This window comes from Paraburkholderia sp. FT54, from assembly GCF_031585635.1.
Taxonomy (GTDB): domain Bacteria; phylum Pseudomonadota; class Gammaproteobacteria; order Burkholderiales; family Burkholderiaceae; genus Paraburkholderia.
The window spans coordinates 973,929-996,054 of the sequence record NZ_CP134195.1 but is presented as its reverse complement, the minus strand read 5'-3'; the positions used below and the strand labels follow the sequence as shown (position 1 = coordinate 996,054).

General features: G+C 64.0%; 17 protein-coding genes. 12 read left to right on the top strand and 5 right to left on the bottom strand.

Translation table 11 applies throughout. The features are described 5' to 3' along the window. Positions 1–32: 32 nt before the first annotated feature. On the bottom strand, positions 33–1,334 hold the full coding sequence (locus RI103_RS04635; protein ID WP_310814228.1) for an MFS transporter: 1,302 nt from the start codon (positions 1,332–1,334) through the stop codon (positions 33–35). Positions 1,335–1,641: 307 nt separating this feature from the next. Between RI103_RS04635 and RI103_RS04630 the strand changes: the two genes are divergently transcribed. Then, complete coding sequence (locus RI103_RS04630; RefSeq protein ID WP_310814227.1) at positions 1,642–2,166, top strand: GNAT family N-acetyltransferase; 525 nt, start codon at positions 1,642–1,644, stop codon at positions 2,164–2,166. Positions 2,167–2,469: 303 nt separating this feature from the next. After that, positions 2,470–3,558: a hypothetical protein gene (locus tag RI103_RS04625; protein ID WP_310814226.1), complete on the top strand. Its 1,089-nt coding sequence runs from the start codon at positions 2,470–2,472 to the stop codon at positions 3,556–3,558. An 83-nt stretch (positions 3,559–3,641) separates the two neighbouring features. Here the strand turns inward: RI103_RS04625 and RI103_RS04620 are convergent, their stop codons facing one another. The 3 genes from RI103_RS04620 to RI103_RS04610 all read right to left on the bottom strand — a co-directional run bounded on the left by RI103_RS04620 (position 3,642) and on the right by RI103_RS04610 (position 8,339). Further along, positions 3,642–4,376, bottom strand: a complete 735-nt coding sequence (locus tag RI103_RS04620) for a DUF2968 domain-containing protein (protein ID WP_310814225.1) — start codon at positions 4,374–4,376, stop codon at positions 3,642–3,644. Positions 4,377–4,924: 548 nt separating this feature from the next. Then, positions 4,925–6,421 carry a type 1 glutamine amidotransferase gene (locus tag RI103_RS04615; RefSeq protein ID WP_310814224.1) on the bottom strand — a complete coding sequence of 499 codons (1,497 nt, stop codon included), beginning with the start codon at positions 6,419–6,421 and terminating at the stop codon, positions 4,925–4,927. A gap of 160 nt (positions 6,422–6,581) precedes the next feature. After that, a complete protein-coding gene (locus RI103_RS04610; RefSeq protein WP_310814223.1) occupies positions 6,582–8,339 on the bottom strand; it encodes a cation:proton antiporter in 1,758 nt (585 codons plus the stop codon). A gap of 205 nt (positions 8,340–8,544) precedes the next feature. Between RI103_RS04610 and RI103_RS04605 the strand changes: the two genes are divergently transcribed. The 10 genes from RI103_RS04605 (at position 8,545) to guaD (ending at position 21,522) form a co-directional block, all read left to right on the top strand. Further along, complete coding sequence (locus RI103_RS04605; RefSeq protein WP_310814222.1) at positions 8,545–9,231, top strand: DUF2848 domain-containing protein; 687 nt, start codon at positions 8,545–8,547, stop codon at positions 9,229–9,231. Positions 9,232–9,238: 7 nt separating this feature from the next. After that, on the top strand, positions 9,239–10,588 hold the full coding sequence (locus RI103_RS04600; RefSeq protein WP_310814221.1) for an MFS transporter: 1,350 nt from the start codon (positions 9,239–9,241) through the stop codon (positions 10,586–10,588). Positions 10,589–10,734: 146 nt separating this feature from the next. Continuing rightward, positions 10,735–11,415: a GntR family transcriptional regulator gene (locus RI103_RS04595; RefSeq protein WP_310814220.1), complete on the top strand. Its 681-nt coding sequence runs from the start codon at positions 10,735–10,737 to the stop codon at positions 11,413–11,415. Between the two features lie 88 nt (positions 11,416–11,503). Beyond that, entirely contained in the window at positions 11,504–12,880 is a 1,377-nt protein-coding gene (locus tag RI103_RS04590; protein ID WP_310815172.1) for an amidase, read from the top strand. A gap of 98 nt (positions 12,881–12,978) precedes the next feature. Continuing rightward, complete coding sequence (locus tag RI103_RS04585) at positions 12,979–13,488, top strand: disulfide bond formation protein B (protein ID WP_310814219.1); 510 nt, start codon at positions 12,979–12,981, stop codon at positions 13,486–13,488. A gap of 376 nt (positions 13,489–13,864) precedes the next feature. Further along, positions 13,865–15,412: a xanthine dehydrogenase small subunit gene (gene xdhA / locus RI103_RS04580; protein WP_310814218.1), complete on the top strand. Its 1,548-nt coding sequence runs from the start codon at positions 13,865–13,867 to the stop codon at positions 15,410–15,412. Next, positions 15,412–17,817 (top strand): xanthine dehydrogenase molybdopterin binding subunit, encoded by a 2,406-nt coding sequence (gene xdhB, locus RI103_RS04575; protein WP_310814217.1) that lies wholly within the window; start codon positions 15,412–15,414, stop codon positions 17,815–17,817. Before xdhA ends, xdhB begins: the two co-directional genes overlap by 1 nt. A 95-nt stretch (positions 17,818–17,912) precedes the next feature. After that, on the top strand, positions 17,913–18,929 hold the full coding sequence (xdhC, locus tag RI103_RS04570) for a xanthine dehydrogenase accessory protein XdhC (RefSeq protein WP_310814216.1): 1,017 nt from the start codon (positions 17,913–17,915) through the stop codon (positions 18,927–18,929). 70 nt (positions 18,930–18,999) lie between these two features. Further along, a complete protein-coding gene (locus RI103_RS04565; RefSeq protein ID WP_310814215.1) occupies positions 19,000–20,052 on the top strand; it encodes an adenosine deaminase in 1,053 nt (350 codons plus the stop codon). A 105-nt stretch (positions 20,053–20,157) separates the two neighbouring features. Further along, on the top strand, positions 20,158–21,522 hold the full coding sequence (gene guaD / locus RI103_RS04560; protein ID WP_310814214.1) for a guanine deaminase: 1,365 nt from the start codon (positions 20,158–20,160) through the stop codon (positions 21,520–21,522). Between the two features lie 123 nt (positions 21,523–21,645). Here guaD and RI103_RS04555 read toward each other — a convergent pair whose 3' ends face one another. Beyond that, positions 21,646–22,119, bottom strand: coding sequence for a DUF3828 domain-containing protein (locus tag RI103_RS04555; RefSeq protein ID WP_310814213.1), 474 nt, complete (start codon positions 22,117–22,119; stop codon positions 21,646–21,648). Positions 22,120–22,126 lie beyond the last annotated feature (7 nt).

The following is a 22,126-nucleotide window of genomic DNA, read 5'->3' as shown; positions in this document are numbered from 1 at the left end:
TACTTGCCCGAATGAATCGTGAACGGTGAAGCTCAGGCCGTCCGGTATTGATTGCGCGATTCCGGCGTGCGATACAGCACCAGCGTCGCGATCAACCCGCAAATCGCCGCCACCCCCAGGAACAGACCCGGCGCCGCCTTGTTGCCGGTAGTGTGAATCAACAACGTCGAGATAGCCGGCGTGAAACCGCCGATCGTCGTGGCGAGGCTGTAGGCGAGCGAGAACCCGGCGGTGCGCACTTCCACCGGCATGACTTCGGTGAGCGCCACGACCATCCCGCCGTTATAGCTGCCGTACAGGAACGACAGCCACAGTTCGACCTCCAGCAGACGCGCGAACGACGGGTCCGCCACCAGCCACTGTAGCGCCGGATACGCGGTGATGATGGTCAGAATCGTGAACACCAGCAGCACCGGACGCCGGCCGATACGGTCGGACAGCGCACCCGCGAGCGGCAGCCAGATCAGATTCGACAGACCGATACAGACCGTGACGACGAGCGTATCGATCGACGACAGTTTCAGCACTTCCTTGCCGAAGGTCGGCGTATACGCCGTGATCATGTAGAACGACACGGTGGTCATGATCACCATGCCCATGCCGCCGAGCACGATGCCCCAGTTCGCGGCCATCGTCTTCATGATCTCGCCCATCTTCGGATGATGCTTGCGCGCCTTGAATTCCTCGGTTTCCTGCAGCGAACGGCGGATCAGGAACAGGAACGGCACGATCAGGCAGCCGACCAGGAACGGAACGCGCCAGCCCCATGCGCTCATCTGGTCGGCCGGCAACATCTTGTTCAGGAACACGCCGATCAGCGCGGCGAACACCACCGCAACCTGCTGGCTGCCCGACTGCCACGCGCAATAGAAGCCCTTGTTGCCCTTGGTGGCGATCTCCGACAGATACACCGACACGCCGCCTAGTTCGACGCCGGCGGAGAAGCCTTGCAACAGCCGTCCGCCCAGAACGAGCACGGGTGCCAGCAAGCCGATCGTCGCGTAACCTGGAATCGATGCGACTGTGAGCGTGCCGAGCGCCATTAAACCGAGGGTGAGAATCAGGCCTTTGCGCCGGCCGTGATGATCGATGTAGGCGCCGAGGACGATCGCGCCGAGCGGCCGCATCAGGAAGCCCGCGCCGAACACCGACAGCGACAGCATCAACGAAGCGAACTCGTTGCCGCTCGGAAAATAGGTCTTGGCGATCGCCGAAGCGTAGTAGCCGTAGACCATGAAGTCGTACATCTCAAGAAAGTTGCCGCTGACCACGCGGAATACTGTCTTGACCTTGGATTCTTGCGATGAGGAAGCGACGTGCGACGCAGTAGACATGACATTCTCTGATGGGCCTGCTGCCACGAAAGAACCGGCGGGCAGGCAGTTGAAACGATCCACTGCGTCCGGCAAGCGGATGCCTCGGACGGACGGAAGATCGGAACGCGCCGGGGGCGCAGCATTCTCATGCTGAACGCATTCTCGCGGTATCAGGGTAAACGTTGTGAGTCATGCGGCACCCGCTCCACCTAATGTTACCGTTGAAGCCGCTGTCGCGTAATGCATACAGTTTCCTTACGCATGGTCTCGCCGGTCGTCGCGCGCTAACATTTGCAGTCAGGCATTTCCGTTGATCACTACCCCGATGCGAACCACCCCCGCTCTTTCGCTGCGCCCCGCGACGCTCGCGGATGCCGCGCTCATTGCTTCGATCCACAGCACAAGTTGGCAGGCCACGTATCGCAGCCTGTTGCCCGACGCTTTTCTCGACGGCGAAGTCACGCGCGAGCGCGCGGCCTATTGGGAAGCGCGCCTGAGCGCGCCCGGCGGCGAACGCCGCATCGTGCTGATCGCCGAACTCGCGGGCGAGCCGACCGGTTTTGTCTGCGTCGAACGTCAACCGGACTCCGCCTGGGGCGTGCTGCTCGATAACCTGCACACGCTGCCGGACTATCAGGGCATCGGAGTCGGCAAACTGCTGATGCATGCCGCCGAGGACTGGGCTCGCGGGCAGGGCGAGGCCCAACTCTATCTCTACGTGCTCGAAGGGAACACGCCCGCGATCGGCTTCTACGAGCGGCAAGGCTGGCAATTTGTCGGCGCCGAACCGGATCATATGGGCGGCGTGGATATTACGGCGTTGCGCTACATCTACAGATTCGATCGATAGGTCGAGCGTGGCCCGCTTGATCGTCGTTCAGGCTTGATTCAGGACCGGACGAATCGCGGGCCTCTTCGGAAATTTCCAGTCAGCAAGCCGGCTGCTGCGAAGTATCATCCTTCGGACCCCTACGGCTTCATAGTGATACGCCCATGCGCCCGTGTTCTCGTCCAGAGCACAACGCTGCGGTTCGGCGTCGACGTACGGCGTGCATGTCTGGTATTTCAACGCGCATCGCACCAAGGGTCTGAGTCCCCGCAGATCCCGGGACCGCCGATCGGCGGTCCCTTTAAGAGGCGCTGGAAAAGACCGATGTCCACAATTCCTTTCACCGTGATCGAGGGCTCCATGGCCCTGCCGCGTTTGCGGCCGTTCGGCCATGTGCCGGCGCCCTTCGGCCGCGACTGGGCACTGCTTCCGCCGGGCTACAGTTTGCGAGCGGAACTCAAGGCGCTTTACGCAGCCATCCTGCGCACGTTCTGCATGAACGATCAGACCATTCGCTCGCTTTGCCGCTGGTCGCCGTTGGGCGAACGGCGCGCGACTACGGCGCCGGCTCCCGTTTTTGAACAGCCAGTCAGCGCTGCTGCGCAAATGGTCGCGGCCGTCCCGCCGGTTCCGCCGCATGCTTATACAGCAGCGTCGCGCGGTTCCGGCCATCATTGGAGCGTATTGGCGGGCGGCGCCTGCGTGCTCGGCGGCGCTGCGATGCTCGGGTGGATCGGGTTCGATCATCTCGCCCATCGTCAGGCGGCCATCCATGTCGACCTCGCGAGCGAGGTTCCGGACGAGCGCGACTCGCAGTTGCCGACACATCAGGCACCGGCCGCAGTCGCCGCTCGCGCCGTGGATAAGGCTGCGGCACGCACGTCCGCGGCAGTTGCGGCATCAGCACCCACACTCCCGGGCGCGACTGCATCCAGTCCTGCCGCGGCGTCGGTGTCGATAAATGCTTCGACTTCAGCGCGCCCATTGCGCTTCGCTCCGGGGCGTGTCGGCGCCGAGAAAACCGTCTCACATCGCCGTCAGGTCGTTCGCGAGAAGAGCGCCAGGCAACGCGAACAAATCCACCCGCGTGCCGCGCGCTTCGTCGCCGCAAAACAGCCGACGCACGCAACTGCAATGGCCGGCGACATGCCGCGCGACGCAACCTCGAAGGTCGCCGCGAATGCGTCGCCAAAGCCATCGGCTGCGGGACCGTACTCGCCGCTCGCTCCGAGCCGGCTCGGTGTAGACGAATACGCGGGCGTAACGATGTCCGCTGCGACGCACCTGCGCGATATCGCGCCGAAGCCACGCACCAGTTCTTCAAGCAATGCATCCGGTAGCAACGGAACCGAGTGGATGAACCATCTTTCGCAGCGACGCGTGACCGACATTCCCGATCAATTCGCGAAGTAAGCACCACACGGCCGCAGACGTCGCGTAGTGCAAAAAGCCCGACCATTCACGAATGACCGGGCTTTCCTTTTACGTTCACGCATTTATTTCTGAACGGGCAATCCCATTTCGGTTTGGCGCTGCAGCTGCAGCACTTCGCCCTGCACCTGGCGCAGCTGCGCCTGTGCCCTTTCCTTCTCCGCGTGCAGCGCGGCCGTTTCGCCTTGCGTTTGACGCTGATAGTCGTTGACCTTGGCCTGCTGCGTGCGAGCCACGTCGAGATCGGCTTGCAAGCGTCTCGCGCGATCTTCGGACAACGCAATGATGTCTTCGATGTACGCCTTCTGCGCCTGCAACTGCGTGCGGCGAATCTCGACATCCGCGAGCTGCGCTGTCTGCTGGACAAAGCCCGCATAGATCGCTTCCGCGCGCGCCGCGTCCTCGGACTTGATCACCCGCCAGAAATGCTTGTCCTGAAATAACGCGACGTAATAGGTCATGTCGCGTGGATGGAAAAACAGACTCGCGCCGTAACTGCCGTTATAGGTGGTGCGCAGTTCGCTCAGCTTTGCGTCGCGAATCATCTGCATCAGCTCGGCGACATTGCCTTGCGCATCGCCGGCGATGGCAGGTGTAGCAGGCGTGGCCGACGTTGCCGACGCCGCGTTGCGCAGCGCATCCGCGACAGGCTGCGGCGTCAGGGTGTTGATGGCCGGCCGTGTGCCGACCAGTGGCGCGGCCTCGTCGCTCTGCGCGGCCAGCACGAAACCGCCCTGCTGCAACAGCGCACACGAGGTCGCGAGCAGCATGGCGCGCCGTACTATTAAGGGGTACTTCATACGTGCATGCTCCATGCGAATCTAAAACAGCCGCAGATTATCGCGCGGATTCGTCTTTAAGCGAAGCATTCAAATGTCTCGCGGACGGACTTTAAATCGAGATAAACCGTCAGCGAATGATTGGGTCGATCCATCGCGAAATAAACGAGTTCAGTTGAGACGAAAACGCGACGTTCCGTCTCGTTCGGATGGTTCTGAATTAACGTTGCATTTTCGCGAAATCAGCGGTGGGCGGATTCGCAATATGGAGATAGAGCGGCCGGTAGTGAGATACGCGCACTCCGCTCAAGAAAAACTCGCATTCCTGACTATACATCTCGATAACGAGATGTCTGCGATTCGAGGAATTGGAAATGCCGCACGCATCGAGAGACCGAGGCAAAAGGCGAGAGAGAAGCCAAACACGAATACATCAGTAAAACAGCACCAAGAAAATACAAGAGGCGCACCGCTGCTGCAAACCGCAGCGGTGCGCCTCGAACAAGCCATGCTTCAGAACTCAACCCTCGAGCCGCGCGATGCGGCACCGACTCACCACCCAGCGCGTCTCAAAACCGCGTCTCGCGCGCCACACGCAGGAAGGTGTCGAGCAACGGCGTGCAGTCGAGCAACTCCGGACCGCCCGCACGATGAAACTCCGGATGCCATTGCACCCCCATCACGAACGGTGCGCGGCGGTAGCGCACGGCTTCGATGAGGCCATCGGACGCCGACACCGCTTCGATATTGAGATCGCGGCCGAGCGTCTTGACCGCCTGATGATGAATCGAGTTGACGATCGCATCGCGCCGGCCCGGGAACATATTGGCGAGCGTCGACCCGTCCGGGAAGTGAATTCCGTGCCGATGCTGATCGTAGTTCTCGTTGACGTGCGTGGCCGCGGTCGGCACATCGGTGGCGATGTCCTGATACAAGGTCCCGCCGAACGCCACGTTGATCAGTTGACAGCCACGGCACACGCCGAGCACCGGCTTACCCGATTCGACGAACTCGTGCAGCAGTTCGAGCTCGTACATGTCGCGCACGCGGTCGCCGGGCCACTCGTGGCTGGTTGCCTGTTCCGCGTAAGACTGCGGCGAGACGTCGGCGCCGCCTTGCAGCAGCAGGCCGTCGAGATGCTTTGCATAGTCGCGCAAACGAATATTGCTCGGATGCAGCATGCCCTGATGACCGACCGTCGGAATCATGAACACCAGCACGTCGCGCGACATCACCCAGTGCGCGATCGATTCCTCGAGGTACTGCAAAGTCTTGCCGCGCAGTCCCTTCGCACCCGGCTCCGGATGGAAGATGCGCGCCGACACGCCGATGCGCAGCGTGCGCTGCGTGATCCGCTGGCCGGCGCGATCGAATATCTGGCGCGCGCGCGCCGCGATGATGCGGCCGAACACGGTCCACGCCGAATCGTTGTGCTTCAGATAGCGCGGCGGCGACGGCGGCAGCGCGTTGGGCGGCGGGGGATTCGACGCGGTGAAGTCAGGCGCCGCGCCAAAACCGGGCGGCGGGGAACCCGCCCGACGTTCGGCGGAGGTCTTGACGTCTTCGACCACAGTAGCGTCTTCAACGGAGCTAACCAGCTCGCCGTCGATGGCTTCACTGCTCCCGACAGTCGGCGGCGGTCTCATCGCATGGACGCCGGCGCGCCGCGCTTCCTGTTCATGAACCGCCGCTTCCTGCTTCGCGGTGGATGCCGCAGCCGAGCTGCGCGCTTCGGCCGCATCGCGTTGCCGCGCCGTTTGCGCATTGGTCGGTGCCGCCGATGCGCTGTCGGGATCGTCGGTCGACGATCGCGCGGCTGCCTCCTCGGCAGCCGGCGTCGCGCTGGGCTCAGCGGGCGCACGCGTCGACTGCGCGCCCGGCGGCGTCAGCGTGTCTTTGATCGGAGACTGGATGGCATCTTCGTGCGAGAGGGGTAGCGAGGCCGCCGGGTCAGCCGGCGCGGAGCCAGATGTCGACACGCCGGGCGTTGCGGACGGCGCGGGCGACGGCGAAGGCGGCATTGGATTGCCGGGCTTGCCGGCATTTTCAGGTTTGTTTTCGCTCATGACAGTCAGACAGGCGCCTTACACGCGAACGAATGAATATGCCCTGATTATCCGCTAGCGAAGCAGGCGCCGCAAACCCGCACACAATTGCTCACATTGTCGCGAGCGCCTATGACGCCTATGAGGAAATCAACCTGGAGAACCGCGCGGCAAGTCTGACTTAAGGATCCGGCTGCTCCTCGAAAGTCTCGCGCAAGGCGATCTGCATCGCCGCATGGATTTTCACGCACCAGCGCCACACGAGCGCCAGCAGCAACGCGGCGCAGACCAGCACCGCGGCAAGCAGGCCGGTCGGCGGCAGAATGCCGCCGGACAGCGCCGCGACCAGCAGAAACACGCCAACCATCGAGACCACCGGCACCAGATCGGCGATAGCGTAACGGATCGCACTGGTGAAGCGCCCCGCCTTCGCCGGTTGCACGCTGACCTCCGCGAGCAGCAAGGCAAGCGACTTGAGCTTGCGATACACCGCCACCAGAAACGGCATCGACACCACCAGCGCGAGGCTCCACAGCACCACGCGCTGCATTGGCTCGGAACTGACCCAATGAGCGAGCCACGAACTCGTATAAGGCGCGCTATATGACACGATCAGAAAAATCGCGGCGACGAGCGCCAGATTGACGGCGATCTGCAGAATGATCCGCCGCGTCATGCTGAACAGCGTCGGTTCACCGCTTCCCGTGCTCAGACTGCGCAACCACTGCCCGTACATGTCGAACACGTTCGCGAATGTGCGCGGCATGGCGTGACCGAGGCGCCGTGTCAGCGGATCGGCTGCGCGGATCAGATACGGCGTGAACAGCGTGGTCAAGGCGGAGACCGCCACCGCGATCGGATACAGAAACGCGCTCGTCACCTTGAGCGTCAAACCGAGCGACGCGATGATGAACGAGAACTCGCCGATCTGCGAGACGGTCATGCCGACGCGCATCGCCGTGCGCCCGTCCTTGCCGGCGAGAAAGGTGCCGAGCCCGCACGACACGATCTTGCCGACGATCACCGCCACCGTGATCACCGCGATCGGCCACGCGTAATCGACCAGCACGGCCGGGTTCAGCATCAGGCCGATCGTCACGAAGAAGATCGCGGAAAACGCGTCGCGCAGCGGCGCGATCAGATGCTCGATCCGATGCAGGTGACGCGATTCGGCCATGATCGCGCCGATCAGGAACGCGCCGAGCGCGATGCTGTAGTCGAGCTTCACGACCAGCAGACAGAAACCGAAGCAGAAGCCAAGCACCGAGACGAGCAGCATCTCGTCGCTCTTCGCGCGCGCCACGTAGTTCAGGGCGCGCGGCACGACCAGAATGCCGACCACCAGCGACACCGTCATGAACAGCAGCAGCTTGCCGAGCGTGACCACGGCGACGCCCGCGCTCAACTGCCCCGTCTGCGCGATGCCCGACAGCAGCACCAGCATGGCAATGGCGAGAATGTCCTCGACGATCAGAATGCCGAACACCAGTTGCGCGAAACGCTCGCGCTTCAGGCCCAGTTCGGAAAGCGCCTTGACGATGATGGTGGTCGACGAGATGGCGAGGATCGCGCCGAGGAACAGCGAATCCATCGAACTCCAGCCGAACGCGCTGCCGATTTCGTAGCCGAGCCACAGCATCAGCACGATCTCGGAGAGCGCCGCGACGATCGCCGTCGCGCCGACCTTGAAGAGTTTGCGCAGACTGAATTCGAGGCCGAGCGAAAACATCAGGAACACGACGCCGAGTTCGCCGAGCGTCTGAATGGTCTGCTCGTCATGGATCAGCTGGAAGGGCGGCGTGTACGGCCCGATGATCACGCCGGCGGCGATGTAGCCGAGCACCACCGGCTGTTTCAGGCGATGGAACAGCACGGTGACGACGCCGGCGAGCGCCATCACGACCGCCAAGTCCTGAATGAAGCCGATGCCATGGTGCATGGATGCATCCCTTACAAAAAGTAATCTTAAAAACGCAGTTTAACAAACGAACGCGATATGCCGCCGCGCGCCAATGTGCGTATGGCTTGGACTATCTGCGAGCCACGGATCCCAGCCACGCCGCGCAAAATAATGTTTTTGACACGCTCGACTTCTGTGAAATATCACAATAATATTTGCCGCATATTTCCTTTGGAGTCGAGCAATGCAGCAGGTGTCCTTCAATGTTGTAGACCGTTCCGGCGGCAGTCGCGCCGAGATCGCCGACGTGAATCGTCTGACCATTGCCGGTTGGGCCGGGCGCGACCAGGCGGCGATCGAGCATCACATCGCCGAACTGGCCGAACTCGGCGTGAAGCGGCCGTCCACCACGCCGTGCTTCTACCGCCTCGGCGTGGAACTGCTGACGCAGGCCGAGCAGATCGACGTGGTCGGCGTGAAATCGAGCGGCGAAGCCGAATGCGTGCTGGTCCATTCGAAAGCGGGCTTGCTCGTCACCGTCGGTTCGGATCACACCGACCGTGAAGTCGAGGCCTACGGCGTCACCGTCTCGAAACAGGTCTGTCCGAAACCGGTGGCCCGCGACGCCTGGCGTTTCGACGATGTCTCAGGCCACTGGGACCAGCTGGAATTGCGCGCCTACGCCGTGACGAACGGCGAGCGGCGCGTCTATCAGCAAGGCAGCGTGGCGGCGCTGCTGCCGGCGGCCGATCTGCTCACGCGCGCGCCGCTCGCGCAAGGCGCGGCGATGTTCTGCGGCACGCTGGCGGTCCAGGGCGGCATCGTCGGCATGGTTGATGGCGACGCGCTCGAACTCGAATTGCACGACCCGATCCTGAACCGCACGCTGCGCCACGCCTATCGCGTGCGCGCGCTACCTATCGTCGAATGAGGCACCCATGAGCTCCCCTTCGCTATCCGCCGCCGACGCTTCGTCCGACGCGTGGCTCGAAGCCGCCGCGCTGCGCAAGATCACCTGGCGCATCATGCCGTTCCTGTTTCTCGTCTATGTGCTGTCGTATCTGGACCGCGTCAACATCGGTTACGCGAAGCTGCAATTTACCGGCGACCTCGGCCTGTCGAACGCGGCGTACGGACTCGGCGCGGGGATCTTTTTCTTCGGCTACTTCGTGTTCGAAGTGCCGAGCAATCTGCTGCTGAAGAAATTCGGCGCGCGGGCCACCATCGCTCGCATCACCATGCTGTGGGGCCTGCTGTCGTGTCTGATGATGTTCGTGCGCTCGGAAACGATGTTCTACGTGCTGCGCTTTTTTCTCGGCGTTGCCGAAGCCGGTCTGGTGCCTGGCGTGGTGCTCTATCTGACCTTCTGGTTTCCGTCCGACCGGCGCGCGCGCATGGTCGCCGTGTTCATGGCGGCGATTCCGGTGGCGGGCATCATCGGCGCGCCGCTGTCGGGCTTTCTGATGTCGGCGTTGCATGAAGCGCACGGCTTGCGCGGCTGGCAGTGGATGTTCCTGATCGAAGGCATTCCGTCGATTCTCGCCGGCTTCTGGGCGCTCGCCGTGCTGCGCAACACGCCGGCGGAAGCCGCCTGGCTGAGCGACGACGAAAAGCGCGTGATCCTCGGCCGTCTCTCGCGGGAAAACAGCGCGGCTGCGGCGGCCGGCGCGGAGCATAGCCTCGCGGTGGCGCTGCGCTCGGGCCGCTTCTGGCTGCTCACGCTGATCTATTTCTGCCTCGTCACCGGCAATGCGGGCTTCTCGTTCTGGCTGCCGCAGATCGTCAAGGATCTGGGCGTGACGAATCTCGTCACCAATGGCTTTGTCACCGCGATTCCGTATCTGGCGGCGGGCATCGGCATGATCCTGATCGGGCGCTCCTCGGACATCACGGGCGAACGGCGCTGGCACTATGCCGTGTGCTGCTTCATTGGCGCGGCCGGTTTGCTCGGCAGCGCCTCGGTGACCAACTCGATTCCGCTCGCCGTGACCGGCCTGTCGATCGCGTATATCGGCATTCTCGCGGGCTTCGGCATCTTCTGGTCGATGTCGACGACTTTCCTGCAAGGCACGGCCGCGGTGGCCGGGATTGCCGTGATCAATTCGATCGCGAACCTCGCGGGCTATGTGAGCCCGTATGTGCTCGGCATCGTCAAGGACGCGACGCATAGCGTGACGTTCGGGCTCGTGCTGATCGCGGGGGCGCTGATCGTCGGCGGGCTGGTCACGCTGATGATGCCGCGTGTGAAGGTGCAGCATGCGGCGGCGATTTCGCCGAGCCGCGCCTGACAGACGGGGACGGTGACGCAACGCGCCGCACGGTGCGCGAGCCAAGGCCGGCGCGGGTCGATGACCCGCTGCCCGCCCGCCCCGCGCCGCCGTCCGCGCAAAACCTTGCTCTACAATGCGGACGACATCGCCCGCTTCCACCTCACATGACGCTCTTGCAGACTGCCCGCCCTTCCACGCCCGCCCGCGCGACCGCTGCCGCGAGTCTCGCCGAGCAGGCCTATGCGTTCGTCAAGCGCGAGATCATCACCATGCGCCTGCGGCCGAGCGAGGTGCTCAACGAAGCGGAACTGATGGCGCTGACCGGCATCGGCAGGACGCCGGTTCATCAGGCGCTGCATCGGCTGGTGCACGAAGGCATGCTGACCATCATGCCGCGCAAAGGCATCATGGTCCGTCCGGTTTCGCTCGACGACGTGCTGGCGATCATCGACGTGCGGCTGGTCAATGAAAGCTACTGCGTCGAACTGGCCGCGCGCCACGCGCAGCCGCACGACTACGATGCGATGCAGGTGCTGCTGGACCGCTCCGCCGTGTGCGTCGCCGCGCACGATATCGAAGGCATGATGGATATCGACCGCGAGTTTCATCTGGCGATCTCGGCCGCCTCGCGCAATCCCGTGCTGGCCGACATTCTGCGCGGACTGCACGAGCGCTCGCTACGCTTCTGGTTCATTTCACTGTCCGAGCCGCATCATCTGGAAGACGTGCACGAGGAACATCTCGAACTGTTTCGCCTGCTGCGCGAACGCGACGCCGAAGGCGCGCGTCAATCGGTGCAGAAGCATATCGAAGCGTTCCGCGCGACACTCTTCAATCGCATGTGATCGACCGCATTCAAGCCACCGCATTCAAGCTCACGCATTTCGCCCAATGACCGGCTTCGCCCGGTTCAACCGGATTTCTACCGACATCATGGCCACTGAATTCACGCCCTTTCCGCCGCTAGCCCAACTTGCTGCCGACCTCGCCGCCGGACGCACCACGAGCCGCGCGCTCGTCGAGACCGCGCTCGAACGGATCGCCGATCCGGCCGGCCAGGGTGCGGCCGTCTTCATGCACGTCGACGCCGACAGCGCCCGCGCCGCCGCCGACGCGCACGACCGTCTGCGCGCCGCCGGCACCGTGCTTTCGCCGCTCGCCGGGATTCCGGTGTCGGTCAAAGACCTGTTCGACATCGAAGGCCAGCCGACCCGCGCCGGTTCTGTCGTGCTCGCCGACGCGCCCGCCGCCAAGACGGACGCCGTCGCGGTCGCGCGTTTGAAGCGCGCGGGCGCCGTGATCGTCGGCCGGACCAATATGAGCGAGTTCGCGTTTTCCGGACTCGGTCTGAACCCGCATTACGGCAATCCGCTGTCGCCATACCAGCGCGGCGTGAAAGGCGATGAGCGGATTTCGGGCGGCTCGTCGTCGGGCGCGGCGGCTTCCGTCGCGGACGGCATGGCGGCCGTCGCGCTCGGCACCGACACCGGCGGCTCGATCCGCATTCCGGCGGCGCTGTGCGGCCTGACCGGTTTCAAGCCGACCGCCGACCGCATTCCCAAACAAGGCGGCGTGCCGCTTTCGTCCACCCTCGATTCGTTCGGGCCGATCGGCGTTTCCGTGGCCTGCTGCGCGCTGGTCGACCGCATGCTGGCCGGGCTCGAGCCGCGCATTCCGGCCGTCCGTCCGCTGGAAGGCGTGCGCCTCGGCGTGCTGACCAATTTCGTCACCGACGGCGTCGAGCCGGCGGTCGCCGCCGCAATCGACACGGCGCTCAAGCATCTGGAAGCGGCCGGCGCGATTGTCAGCGAAGTGCGTTTCGCGCCGCTCGACCGTTTGCCCGAGATCAACCGCTTCGGGTTCTCGCCGATCGAGGCGTATGCGTGGCATCGTCCGTTGCTGGAAAAACATCGCGACCAATATGATCCGCGCGTGCTGGTGCGCATTCTGAAGGGCCAGCCGGCCAGCGCCGCCGACTATCTGGACCTGCTCGCCGAACGCGAGGCGATGCTCGCCGAAGCTGCCCGCACGCTGTGGCAGCGGTTCGACGCGGTGGTGGCGCCCACGGTGCCGGTGGTGCCGCCGCGCGTCGCCGAACTGGCCGACGACGACGCCTTTGGCCGCACCAACGCGCTGATCCTGCGCAACCCGAGCGTGTTCAACTTCCTCGATACCTGCGCGCTGTCGCTGCCTTGCCATCTGCGCGGCGACGCACCGGTCGGCCTGATGCTCGCCGGCGCGCCCCACGCCGACGACGCCCTGCTGGCCATCGGCCGCGGCGCCGAAGCGGTGCTCAAGGCGATTCGCTGACAGGAAATACCTCGTAAAAGCAGGATAAGCTGGGGGCGGGGGTTCGCGCTAGAATCGCGGGCACCCGCCCTTTCCGTTTCCAGACAGCCACACGATCCATGAATAACGACACTGCAATGCTGCGCCGCGAGCGCTCCCTGCTGGTTCTGCTTGGCCTGATCTGCGTTGCCCTCGTGGGCGGCGCGCTGTATCTGCAGTATTTTCTGCACGAAGACCCGTGCCCGTTGTGCATCATCCAGCGGTATTTCTTCCTGCTGATTGCAATCTTCGCGTTCCTCGGCGCGCGGTTTAACAGCTGGCGCGGCGTGCGTCTGCTGGAAGTGCTCGCGGCCTTGTCGGCGCTGGCCGGCATCGTGACGGCGGCGCGCCACGTGTATGTTCAGGCGAATCCGGGCTTTAGCTGCGGCTTCGACGCGCTGCAGCCGCTGGTCGACAGCTTGCCGCCCGCGCATTGGCTGCCGGGCGTGTTCAAGGTCGCCGGGCTGTGCGAAACGGCCTATCCGCCGATTCTGGGTCTGACGCTGCCGCAATGGTCGCTGGTGGCATTCGTGATCGCTTTCATCCCGTTGGCGCTGAGCCTGCTGCGCAACCGTCGGCGGATCGCCTAACCGGGCTTTGTCGCGCCGCTTTTGCCACCCTGAATCGCGTCGGATTCGTGCCGCCACGGGCGGCGGTCCGAAATCCGGCGCTTCTTGTCCACAATCCCCGCCGTTTTGCGGTCTGACCGACCGCCCATTTTCCCCGCAGCACCCCACCACGCCTGGTTTTCCGCCCTCCGCCCCGTTTCACGCAACTTCCCGCCTTAACGCGAATCGTACTTATCTCATGATCGCTTCCGAATAAGCTTCATGCGACACGGGAAATATTTTTGAGACAAGGTAATGCTATCTTCGGAACTGGATGGCGATCTACGTGCGCGAGGCCGGCTTTGGCGCGACCCCATGCGTAACGCGCGCCCGGTCCGCACTGTCTTTCGGATTCGCCATGACAACGCAAACCATCCGCTTTTATCACCAGGGGTCCGTCCGTGAGGTCGCGGGCGTGCCTGCGTCGCGCACCGTGCTGCAGCATCTGCGCGAGGATCTGCATTGCACCGGCACCAAGGAAGGCTGTGCGGAAGGCGATTGCGGCGCCTGCACGGTCGTCATCGGCGAACTGGACGCGCATGGCGGCCTCGCGCTGAAAGCGGTCAATGCCTGCATCCAGTTCCTGCCCACGCTGGACGGCAAAGCGCTCTTCACCGTCGAAGACCTGCGCGCCGCCGACGGCGCGCTGCACCCCGTGCAGCAGGCCATGGTCGACTGCCACGGTTCGCAATGCGGCTTCTGCACGCCCGGCTTCGTGATGTCGATGTGGGCGCTGTATGAAAACCAGCCGGCCGCCGCCGGCCTGCCCACCCGCGATGAAATCAACGCCGCGCTCTCCGGCAATCTGTGCCGCTGCACCGGCTACCGGCCGATCGTCGACGCCTCGCAGAAGATGTTCGACTATCCGCAATATCCGCGCGTGACGCTCGACCGCAAGTTGGTCGCGGATCAACTGCGCGAACTGCAACGACGCGACACCTTCGAATACCACGCTGCCGACACGCGCGGCGCCGCGTTCGGCTCGCCCACCTTCTACGCGCCGGTCTCGCTCGATGCATTTGCCAGGCTGCGCGCCGAACATCCGCAAGCGCGTTTGCTCGCCGGCAGCACCGACGTCGGCCTGTGGGTCACCAAGCAATTCCGCGATCTCGGCGACATTCTGTACATCGGCAACGTCGCTGAATTGAAGACGATCGGGCGCGATGCGCAGACGCTGACGATCGGCGCCGCCGTCACGCTCGAAGACGCGTACGCCGCACTCGCGGTCGATTATCCCGAACTCGCCGAACTGTGGACGCGTTTCGCGTCGCTGCCGATCCGCAATGCCGGCACGCTCGGCGGCAACGTCGCGAACGGCTCGCCGATCGGCGATTCGATGCCGGCGCTGCTCGCTCTCGGCGCGCAAGTCGTGTTGCGCCACGGTCCGAAAACACGCACGCTGCCGCTCGACGCGTTCTATCTCGGCTATCAGAAGACCGCGCTCGTCGCCGGCGAATTCGTCGCGGCGCTGCGCGTGCCGCGGCCGGCCGGCAATCTGCGCTTTCGCACCTACAAAGTGTCGAAACGCTACGATCAGGACATTTCGGCCGTGTGCGCGGCGTTCGCGCTGCACCTGGGCGAAAACGGCGTCATTCAGCAAGCCCGCATCGCGTTCGGCGGCATGGCGGCCACGCCGAAGCGGGCCGCGCAAACCGAAGCCGTCCTGAATGGCGCAACATGGGACGAAAGCACCGCGCGGCAAGCCATGCATGCGCTCGTCGCCGATTACCAGCCGCTCACGGACATGCGCGCATCGAGCGCCTATCGACTGAAGGTGGCGCGCAACGTACTGTGGCGCTTCCACCTCGAAACGCGCGATGACGCGCCGCTCGCCCTCTTCGACGTGAATGCGTTCGCGTTCGAAGCCGGCGCGCCGGACGCCGCCGTTGCGAAGGAGCCTTCGTGATGAACCGGACCGATGCTTTCGTCGAACACGCTGCCAGGCACGTCGCTCACGAGAGCGACGCATCGATCGGCGTATCGCTGCCGCATGAATCGGCCGCGCTGCATGTGAGCGGCGAAGCCACCTACACGGACGACGTGCCTGAGCTGCAAGGCACCTTGCACGCGGCGCTCGGCCTGTCGCGCCATGCCCACGCGCGGATCGTGTCGATGGATCTGGACGCGGTCAGGAAGGCGCCGGGCGTGATCGCCGTGCTGACCGCCGAAGACATTCCCGGCGAGAACAACTGCGGCCCGGTGCTGCACGACGACCCGATTCTTGCCGTCGACGAAGTGCTGTACCTCGGCCAGCCAGTGTTCGCCGTGATCGCCGAAAGCCACGAACTCGCCCGCCGTGCCGCGTCGCTCGCAAAGAGCGACGACGTGGTCCGCTACGAACCGCTCGAAGCCATCCTCACGCCCGCCGAAGCAAAGGCCGTCAAACAGTTCGTGCTGCCGCCGCTGCATCTGAAACGCGGCAAGCCGGACGCGAAGATCGCCGCCGCGCCGCACCGGATCAGCGCCACGTTCGAAGTCGGCGGCCAGGAGCAGTTCTATCTGGAAGGCCAGATCGCGTACGCCGTACCGAAGGAAATGGACGGCATGCTCGTCTACAGTTCGACCCAGCATCCAAGCGAAATGCAGCAGGTGGTCGCGCATATGCTCGACTGGCCGGCGCATAACGTGGTGTGCGAATGCCGGCGCATGGGCGGCGGCTTCGGCGGCAAGGAATCGCAATCGGCGCTGTTCGCCTGCGTGGCCTCGCTGGCGGCGCAACGGCTGCGCCGTCCGGTCAAACTGCGCGCCGACCGCGACGACGATTTCATGATCACCGGCAAGCGCCACGACGCAGTCTACGCATACGAAGCGGGCTTCGACGACAGCGGCCGCATTCTCGGCGCGCGCGTCGAAATCGCATTGCGCGCGGGCTATTCCGCTGATCTCTCCGGCGCGGTCGCCACGCGCGCCGTTTGTCACTTCGACAACGCGTACTACCTGTCCGACGTCGACATCGTCGCGCTGTGCTGCAAGACCAACACGCAATCGAACACCGCGTTCCGTGGCTTCGGCGGTCCGCAAGGCGCGCTCGTGATGGAAGTGATGCTCGACAGCATCGCGCGTCAGTTGAAATGCGATCCGCTCGACGTGCGCCTTGCCAACTATTATGGCGTCGGCGAGCGTGATACGACGCCGTACGGACAGCGCGTCGAGGACAACATCATCGCGCCGTTGACCGACGAGTTGCTCGGCACCAGCGACTATCGCGCGCGCCGTAAAGCGATCGCGGCGTTCAACGCAAGCAGCCCGGTGCTCAAGCGCGGCCTCGCGTTTTCGCCGGTGAAATTCGGCATCTCGTTCAACGTGCCGTTTCTGAATCAGGCCGGCGCGCTGGTGCATGTGTACAAAGACGGCTCCGTGCTCGTCAATCACGGCGGCACGGAGATGGGCCAGGGCCTCAACACGAAGGTCGCGCAGGTCGTCGCCAATGAGTTCGGCTTGCCGCTTTCCCGCGTGCGGGTCACGGCAACCGACACTTCCAAGATCGCGAACACGTCGGCAACCGCGGCGTCCACCGGCAGCGATCTGAACGGCAAAGCCGCCGAAGCCGCGGCAAAAACGATTCGCGCGCGGCTCGCGGAACTCGTGGCCAAACAGCTCGGCGGCACGGCGAACGACGTGCAATTCGCCAACGGGGAAGTGTCGGTGAACGGCGGCGCGATGCCGTTCGAACAGGTGGTCGGCGCCGCCTATCTGGCGCGCGTGCAGTTGTGGTCGGACGGTTTCTACACCACGCCGAAGGTGCATTGGGACGCGAAAACGCTGACCGGTCACCCGTTCTACTACTTCGCCTATGGCGCGGCAGTCTCGGAGGTCGTGATCGACACGCTGACCGGCGAATGGAAACTGGTGCGCGCGGACGTGCTGCACGACGCCGGGCAGTCGATCAATCCGGCCATCGACATCGGCCAGGTGGAAGGCGGCTTCATTCAGGGCATGGGCTGGCTCACCACCGAGGAACTGTGGTGGAACCGCGATGGCCGTCTGATGACACACGCTCCGTCCACTTACAAGATTCCCGCGGTGAGCGACACGCCCGCCGCGTTCCGCGTGCAGCTCTATCAGAACCACAATGCCGAGCCGACCGTGTTCCGCTCGAAGGCAGTCGGCGAGCCGCCGTTGCTGTTGCCGTTCTCGGTATTTCTCGCGATTCGCGACGCAATCGCGGCCGCGGTGCCGGATGCGCAAGAGGCGCCGCCGTTGCGCGCGCCGGCCACGCCCGAAGCGATTCTCGACGCACTGGATGCCTTGCAGCCGCCAGCCGCGCCGCAACCGGCAGCGGAGCCCGCGCCAACCGTCACGACAGTTTGACCAATAAGCCCAAGGCCTGACACGACACGAACGCGCCAGGCCACACTCAACCGGCCGCACGGACACCCCGCGCGGCCACGTATGGAGAACGCCGGATGCAGCCCTGGCTACCTGACCTGCAACAACTGCTCGCGCACGGCGACGCCGCTGTGCTGGTGACGGTCGCGCGCGTCGAAGGTTCGGCGCCCCGCGAAGCCGGCACCAAGATGATCGTTACGCGCGATTCGGCGAAGCACACCATCGGCGGCGGACACCTCGAATGGAAAGCCATCGAGACCGCGCGCCAGGTGTTGCGCGACGGCATGCGCTCGCCGCACATGCGGCGGCTGGAGCGCTTCGCGCTCGGTCCGAGCCTCGGCCAATGCTGCGGCGGCGCGGTGATTCTCGCCTTCGAGCGGCTCGACGTAGGCGACCTCGGCTGGATCACGACGCTCGCGAAACGCGTGGCCGCGGGCCAGTCGACGGTGCGTAGCGTATCATTCGGCCCCGCACCGGATGCGGTGATGCTGTCCGACCCCGAGCCGGGTGTCGATGCCGCTGACTGTCTGCTGTGGGACGGCGCCGGTTTCGACGACAGCGGCGCGCTGCTCACCGAAACCGTCGCGCTAGGCGACTTCGCGGTCGTGCTGTTCGGCGCCGGCCATGTGGGCGCCGCGCTGGTTCGCGTGCTGGCCACGCTGCCTTGCGCGGTCCGCTGGGTGGACGAACGCGACGCGCAATTTCCGCCCGTGGAAACGCTACATGCGCCGAACGTGAAGATCGATCCGAACGACGCCCCCGACGAAGCCATCGATGAGGCCGCGCCGAACACGTACTTCATCGTGATGACGCACAACCATGCGCTCGATCTGGAGTTGGCCGAGCGCATTCTGCGGCGTGGCGACTTTGCGTTCTTCGGCATGATCGGCTCGCACAGCAAGCGCAAGCAGTTCGAACACCGGCTCGCCGCGCGCGGTCTCGATCCGTCGCTGATCGCGCGGATGAAGTGCCCGCTCGGCGTGGACGGCATTGTCGACAAGTCGCCGGAGATCATCGCGATCTCGGCGGCGGCGCAGGTGCTTCAGGCGGTCGAGGCGAACGCGGGCATGCATCACGCCACGCAGACGGTATGAAGCACGTCACGTTGTCGACACAGCGCTTTGCATCCGGCTCGAACCTACTCCAACGACATCCTGACCGACCATGACTACAACGACCGTTACCCCCACGCCGCTGGCCGAGAAAACCGCACTGGCACCGAAGGCCGAACTGCACATTCACATTGAAGGCTCGCTCGAACCCGAACTGATCTTCGCGCTTGCCGAGCGCAACGGCGTGAAGCTCGCGTACGACTCGATCGAGTCCCTGCGCGCCGCGTATGCGTTCACCGACCTGCAATCGTTCCTCGACATCTACTATGCCGGCGCGAGCGTGCTGCTGCACGAGCAGGACTTCTACGACATGACGATGGCGTACGTCGAACGCTGCCTCGCGGACAACGTGATTCACAGCGAGATCTTCTTCGACCCGCAGACGCACACCGAACGCGGCGTGCCGATCGCGACCGTCGTGGCCGGCATCGAACGCGCGCTCGCCGATGCGGAAAAGCGCGGCATGACGAGCAAGCTGATTCTGTGCTTCCTGCGCCATCTGTCCGAAGAAGACGCGCTCGCCACTTTCGAAGAAGCGCTGCCTTTGTTCGAGCAGTACAAGCATCGGCTGATCGGCGTCGGTCTCGATTCGTCGGAACGCGGCCATCCGCCTTCGAAGTTCGAGCGCGTCTTCGCCAAGGCGCGCGCGCTCGGCCTGAAACTCGTCGCGCATGCCGGCGAGGAAGGCCCGCCCTCGTACATCTACGAAGCGCTCGATCTGCTGAAAGTGGATCGCGTCGATCATGGCGTGCGCAGCATCGAAGATCCGGCGCTTGTCGCGCGTCTCGCCGATTCGCGCGTCGCGTTGACCGTGTGTCCGCTGTCGAACCTGAAGCTGTGCGTGTTCGACGACCTGACCAAGCACACGCTGAAGGACCTGCTCGATCGCGGCGTGGCCGTGACGGTCAATTCCGACGATCCGGCTTATTTCGGCGGCTACGTGAACGCCAACTATTTCGCCACCATCGACGCGTTGAAGCTCAACGATGCCGAGGTCTACACGATCATCCGCAACAGCTTCGAAGCGTCGTTCGTCACGCCCGAGCAACGCAGCGACCTGATCGCGAAGCTCGACGCGCACTGGCACCCAGGCGGTCCGCACTGACGGGCCGAGATATCGCAGCCGGCGGCGGCACGGGCTCATGAGTGAGCCGAGGATTCAACCGTCGTCCGGACTGTGCAGCTTCCCATAATCGGAGACGGTTTTTCCATGACTCAATCTGCCAACCCGGCTAAAGCAGCCCAATCGGCATTCCGCGCGCAATTGCTGACCTTCAACGGCGACCCCGCGCGATCGCCCGGCGCGGCGGTCTTCAACGAGGACGGTTTGTTGATCGTCGAAGACGGCCATGTCGTCGCGGCCGGCGCCTACGCGGCCCTGGCGTCGCGACTCGCGCCCGGCACCCAGGTGCAGGAGATGCGCGACAAGCTGATCGTGCCGGGTTTCATCGATACGCACATTCACTATCCGCAGACGGACATGATCGCGTCGCCCGCGCCGGGTTTGTTGCCGTGGCTCGAAACGTACACGTTCCCGACCGAGCGCCGCTTTACCGATCCGGCCTACGCGCGCGACACCGCGAGCTTTTTCGTCGACGAACTGCTGGCGTGCGGCACGACCACCGCGCTCGTGTACTGCACGGTCCATAAGGAATCCGCCGACGCGCTGTTCACCGAGAGCGAAGCGCGCAATCTGCGCATGGTGGCCGGCAAGGTGCTGATGGACCGCAACTGCCCTGAGTTCCTGCGCGACACCGCGCAATCGGGCTACGACGACAGCGCCGAACTGATCGGCCGCTGGCACAATCGCGGCCGCCAGATGTATGCGCTCACGCCGCGTTTCGCACCGACTTCGACCGAAGCGCAACTCGAAGCGTGCGGCGTGCTGGCGGGCAAGCATCCGGACGTCTTCATTCAGAGCCACGTCGCGGAGAATCACGACGAAGTGAAGTGGGTCGCCGATCTGTTCCCCGGTCACCGCAGCTATCTGGACATCTACGATCACTACGGGCTGCTGCGCCGCCGCGCGGTGTACGGCCATTGCATCCACCTCGACGCGGATGACCGCAAACGCATGGCGCAAACCGGCACGGTCGCCTCGCATTGCCCGACTTCGAACCTGTTTCTCGGCAGCGGCCTGTTCGATTTCGACAAGGCCGATGAAGCCGGCATGCCGATCGCGCTGGCGACGGACGTCGGCGGCGGCACTTCGTTCTCGATGCTGCAAACCATGAACGAAGCGCACAAGGTCGCGCGTCTGGGCGGCCATCATTTGACGGCCACGCGCATGTTCTATCTGGCGACGGCCGGCGCGGCCGAAGCGCTCGATCTGGCGGACAAGGTTGGCACGCTGAAGCCGAAGTCGGAAGCGGACTTCATCGTGCTCGATCCGCGCGCGACGCCGCTGCTCGCGCGCCGTACCGCGCGTACCGAAACGCTGGAGGAATTGTTGTTCGCGTTCGCGCTGCTCGGCGACGATCGGGCGATCTATGAAACGTATGCGGCCGGCAAGCGTGTGCATCGCCGTGATGATGTGCGGAAAGCTGCGTCGGGCGCGGCGAGGATCGCGGCTTGAGCTGAGTGATTCATGCGGCTGAATGAAGAAACGGCGCTTCGATAACGAAGCGCCGTTTTCATTCGTCATTGCCCAAATGGCGCGGTTAGCCGTGGCCCACACACTCATCACCCGAAACAGCGGCTATTCGTAACCGCTGAGGTCGTCGACCTTGCTGACTTTCCACTGACCGTCCGGTTGTTTTCGCATAAACACCAAGACCGTCTGAAGCGTGGCCTTGGTGTCACGTCCAAGAACAACCGGAACGACAGCGGTGTCGCCGAATATCAGTGCCGGGCGCGCTTCAATGTGTGCGGCCCAGTCCTTCTCGTCGTAATCCTGAACCTTCGTAAAGGGGTCGCTGCCCCCGGCGAACTTGTTTGCTTTGTACTCCGCGCGCAAAAAATCGACCGTCGGCTTTGCTACATATCGATAGATTTTTTTATCCAGTAACGGAAACCCTCGATTTTCCGAATCGCGCTTGATGTACCACGCGTAAAAAGCTGTCGCACTTGCCTCAGGCGTGGCCGGTTCCCCGTGCGCCATTGCCAGCGGGTGAAAAAGCACACCAAGAAGCATGCTTACGGCGACGGTCAACACTGACAGATATTTTTTCATGATTTCT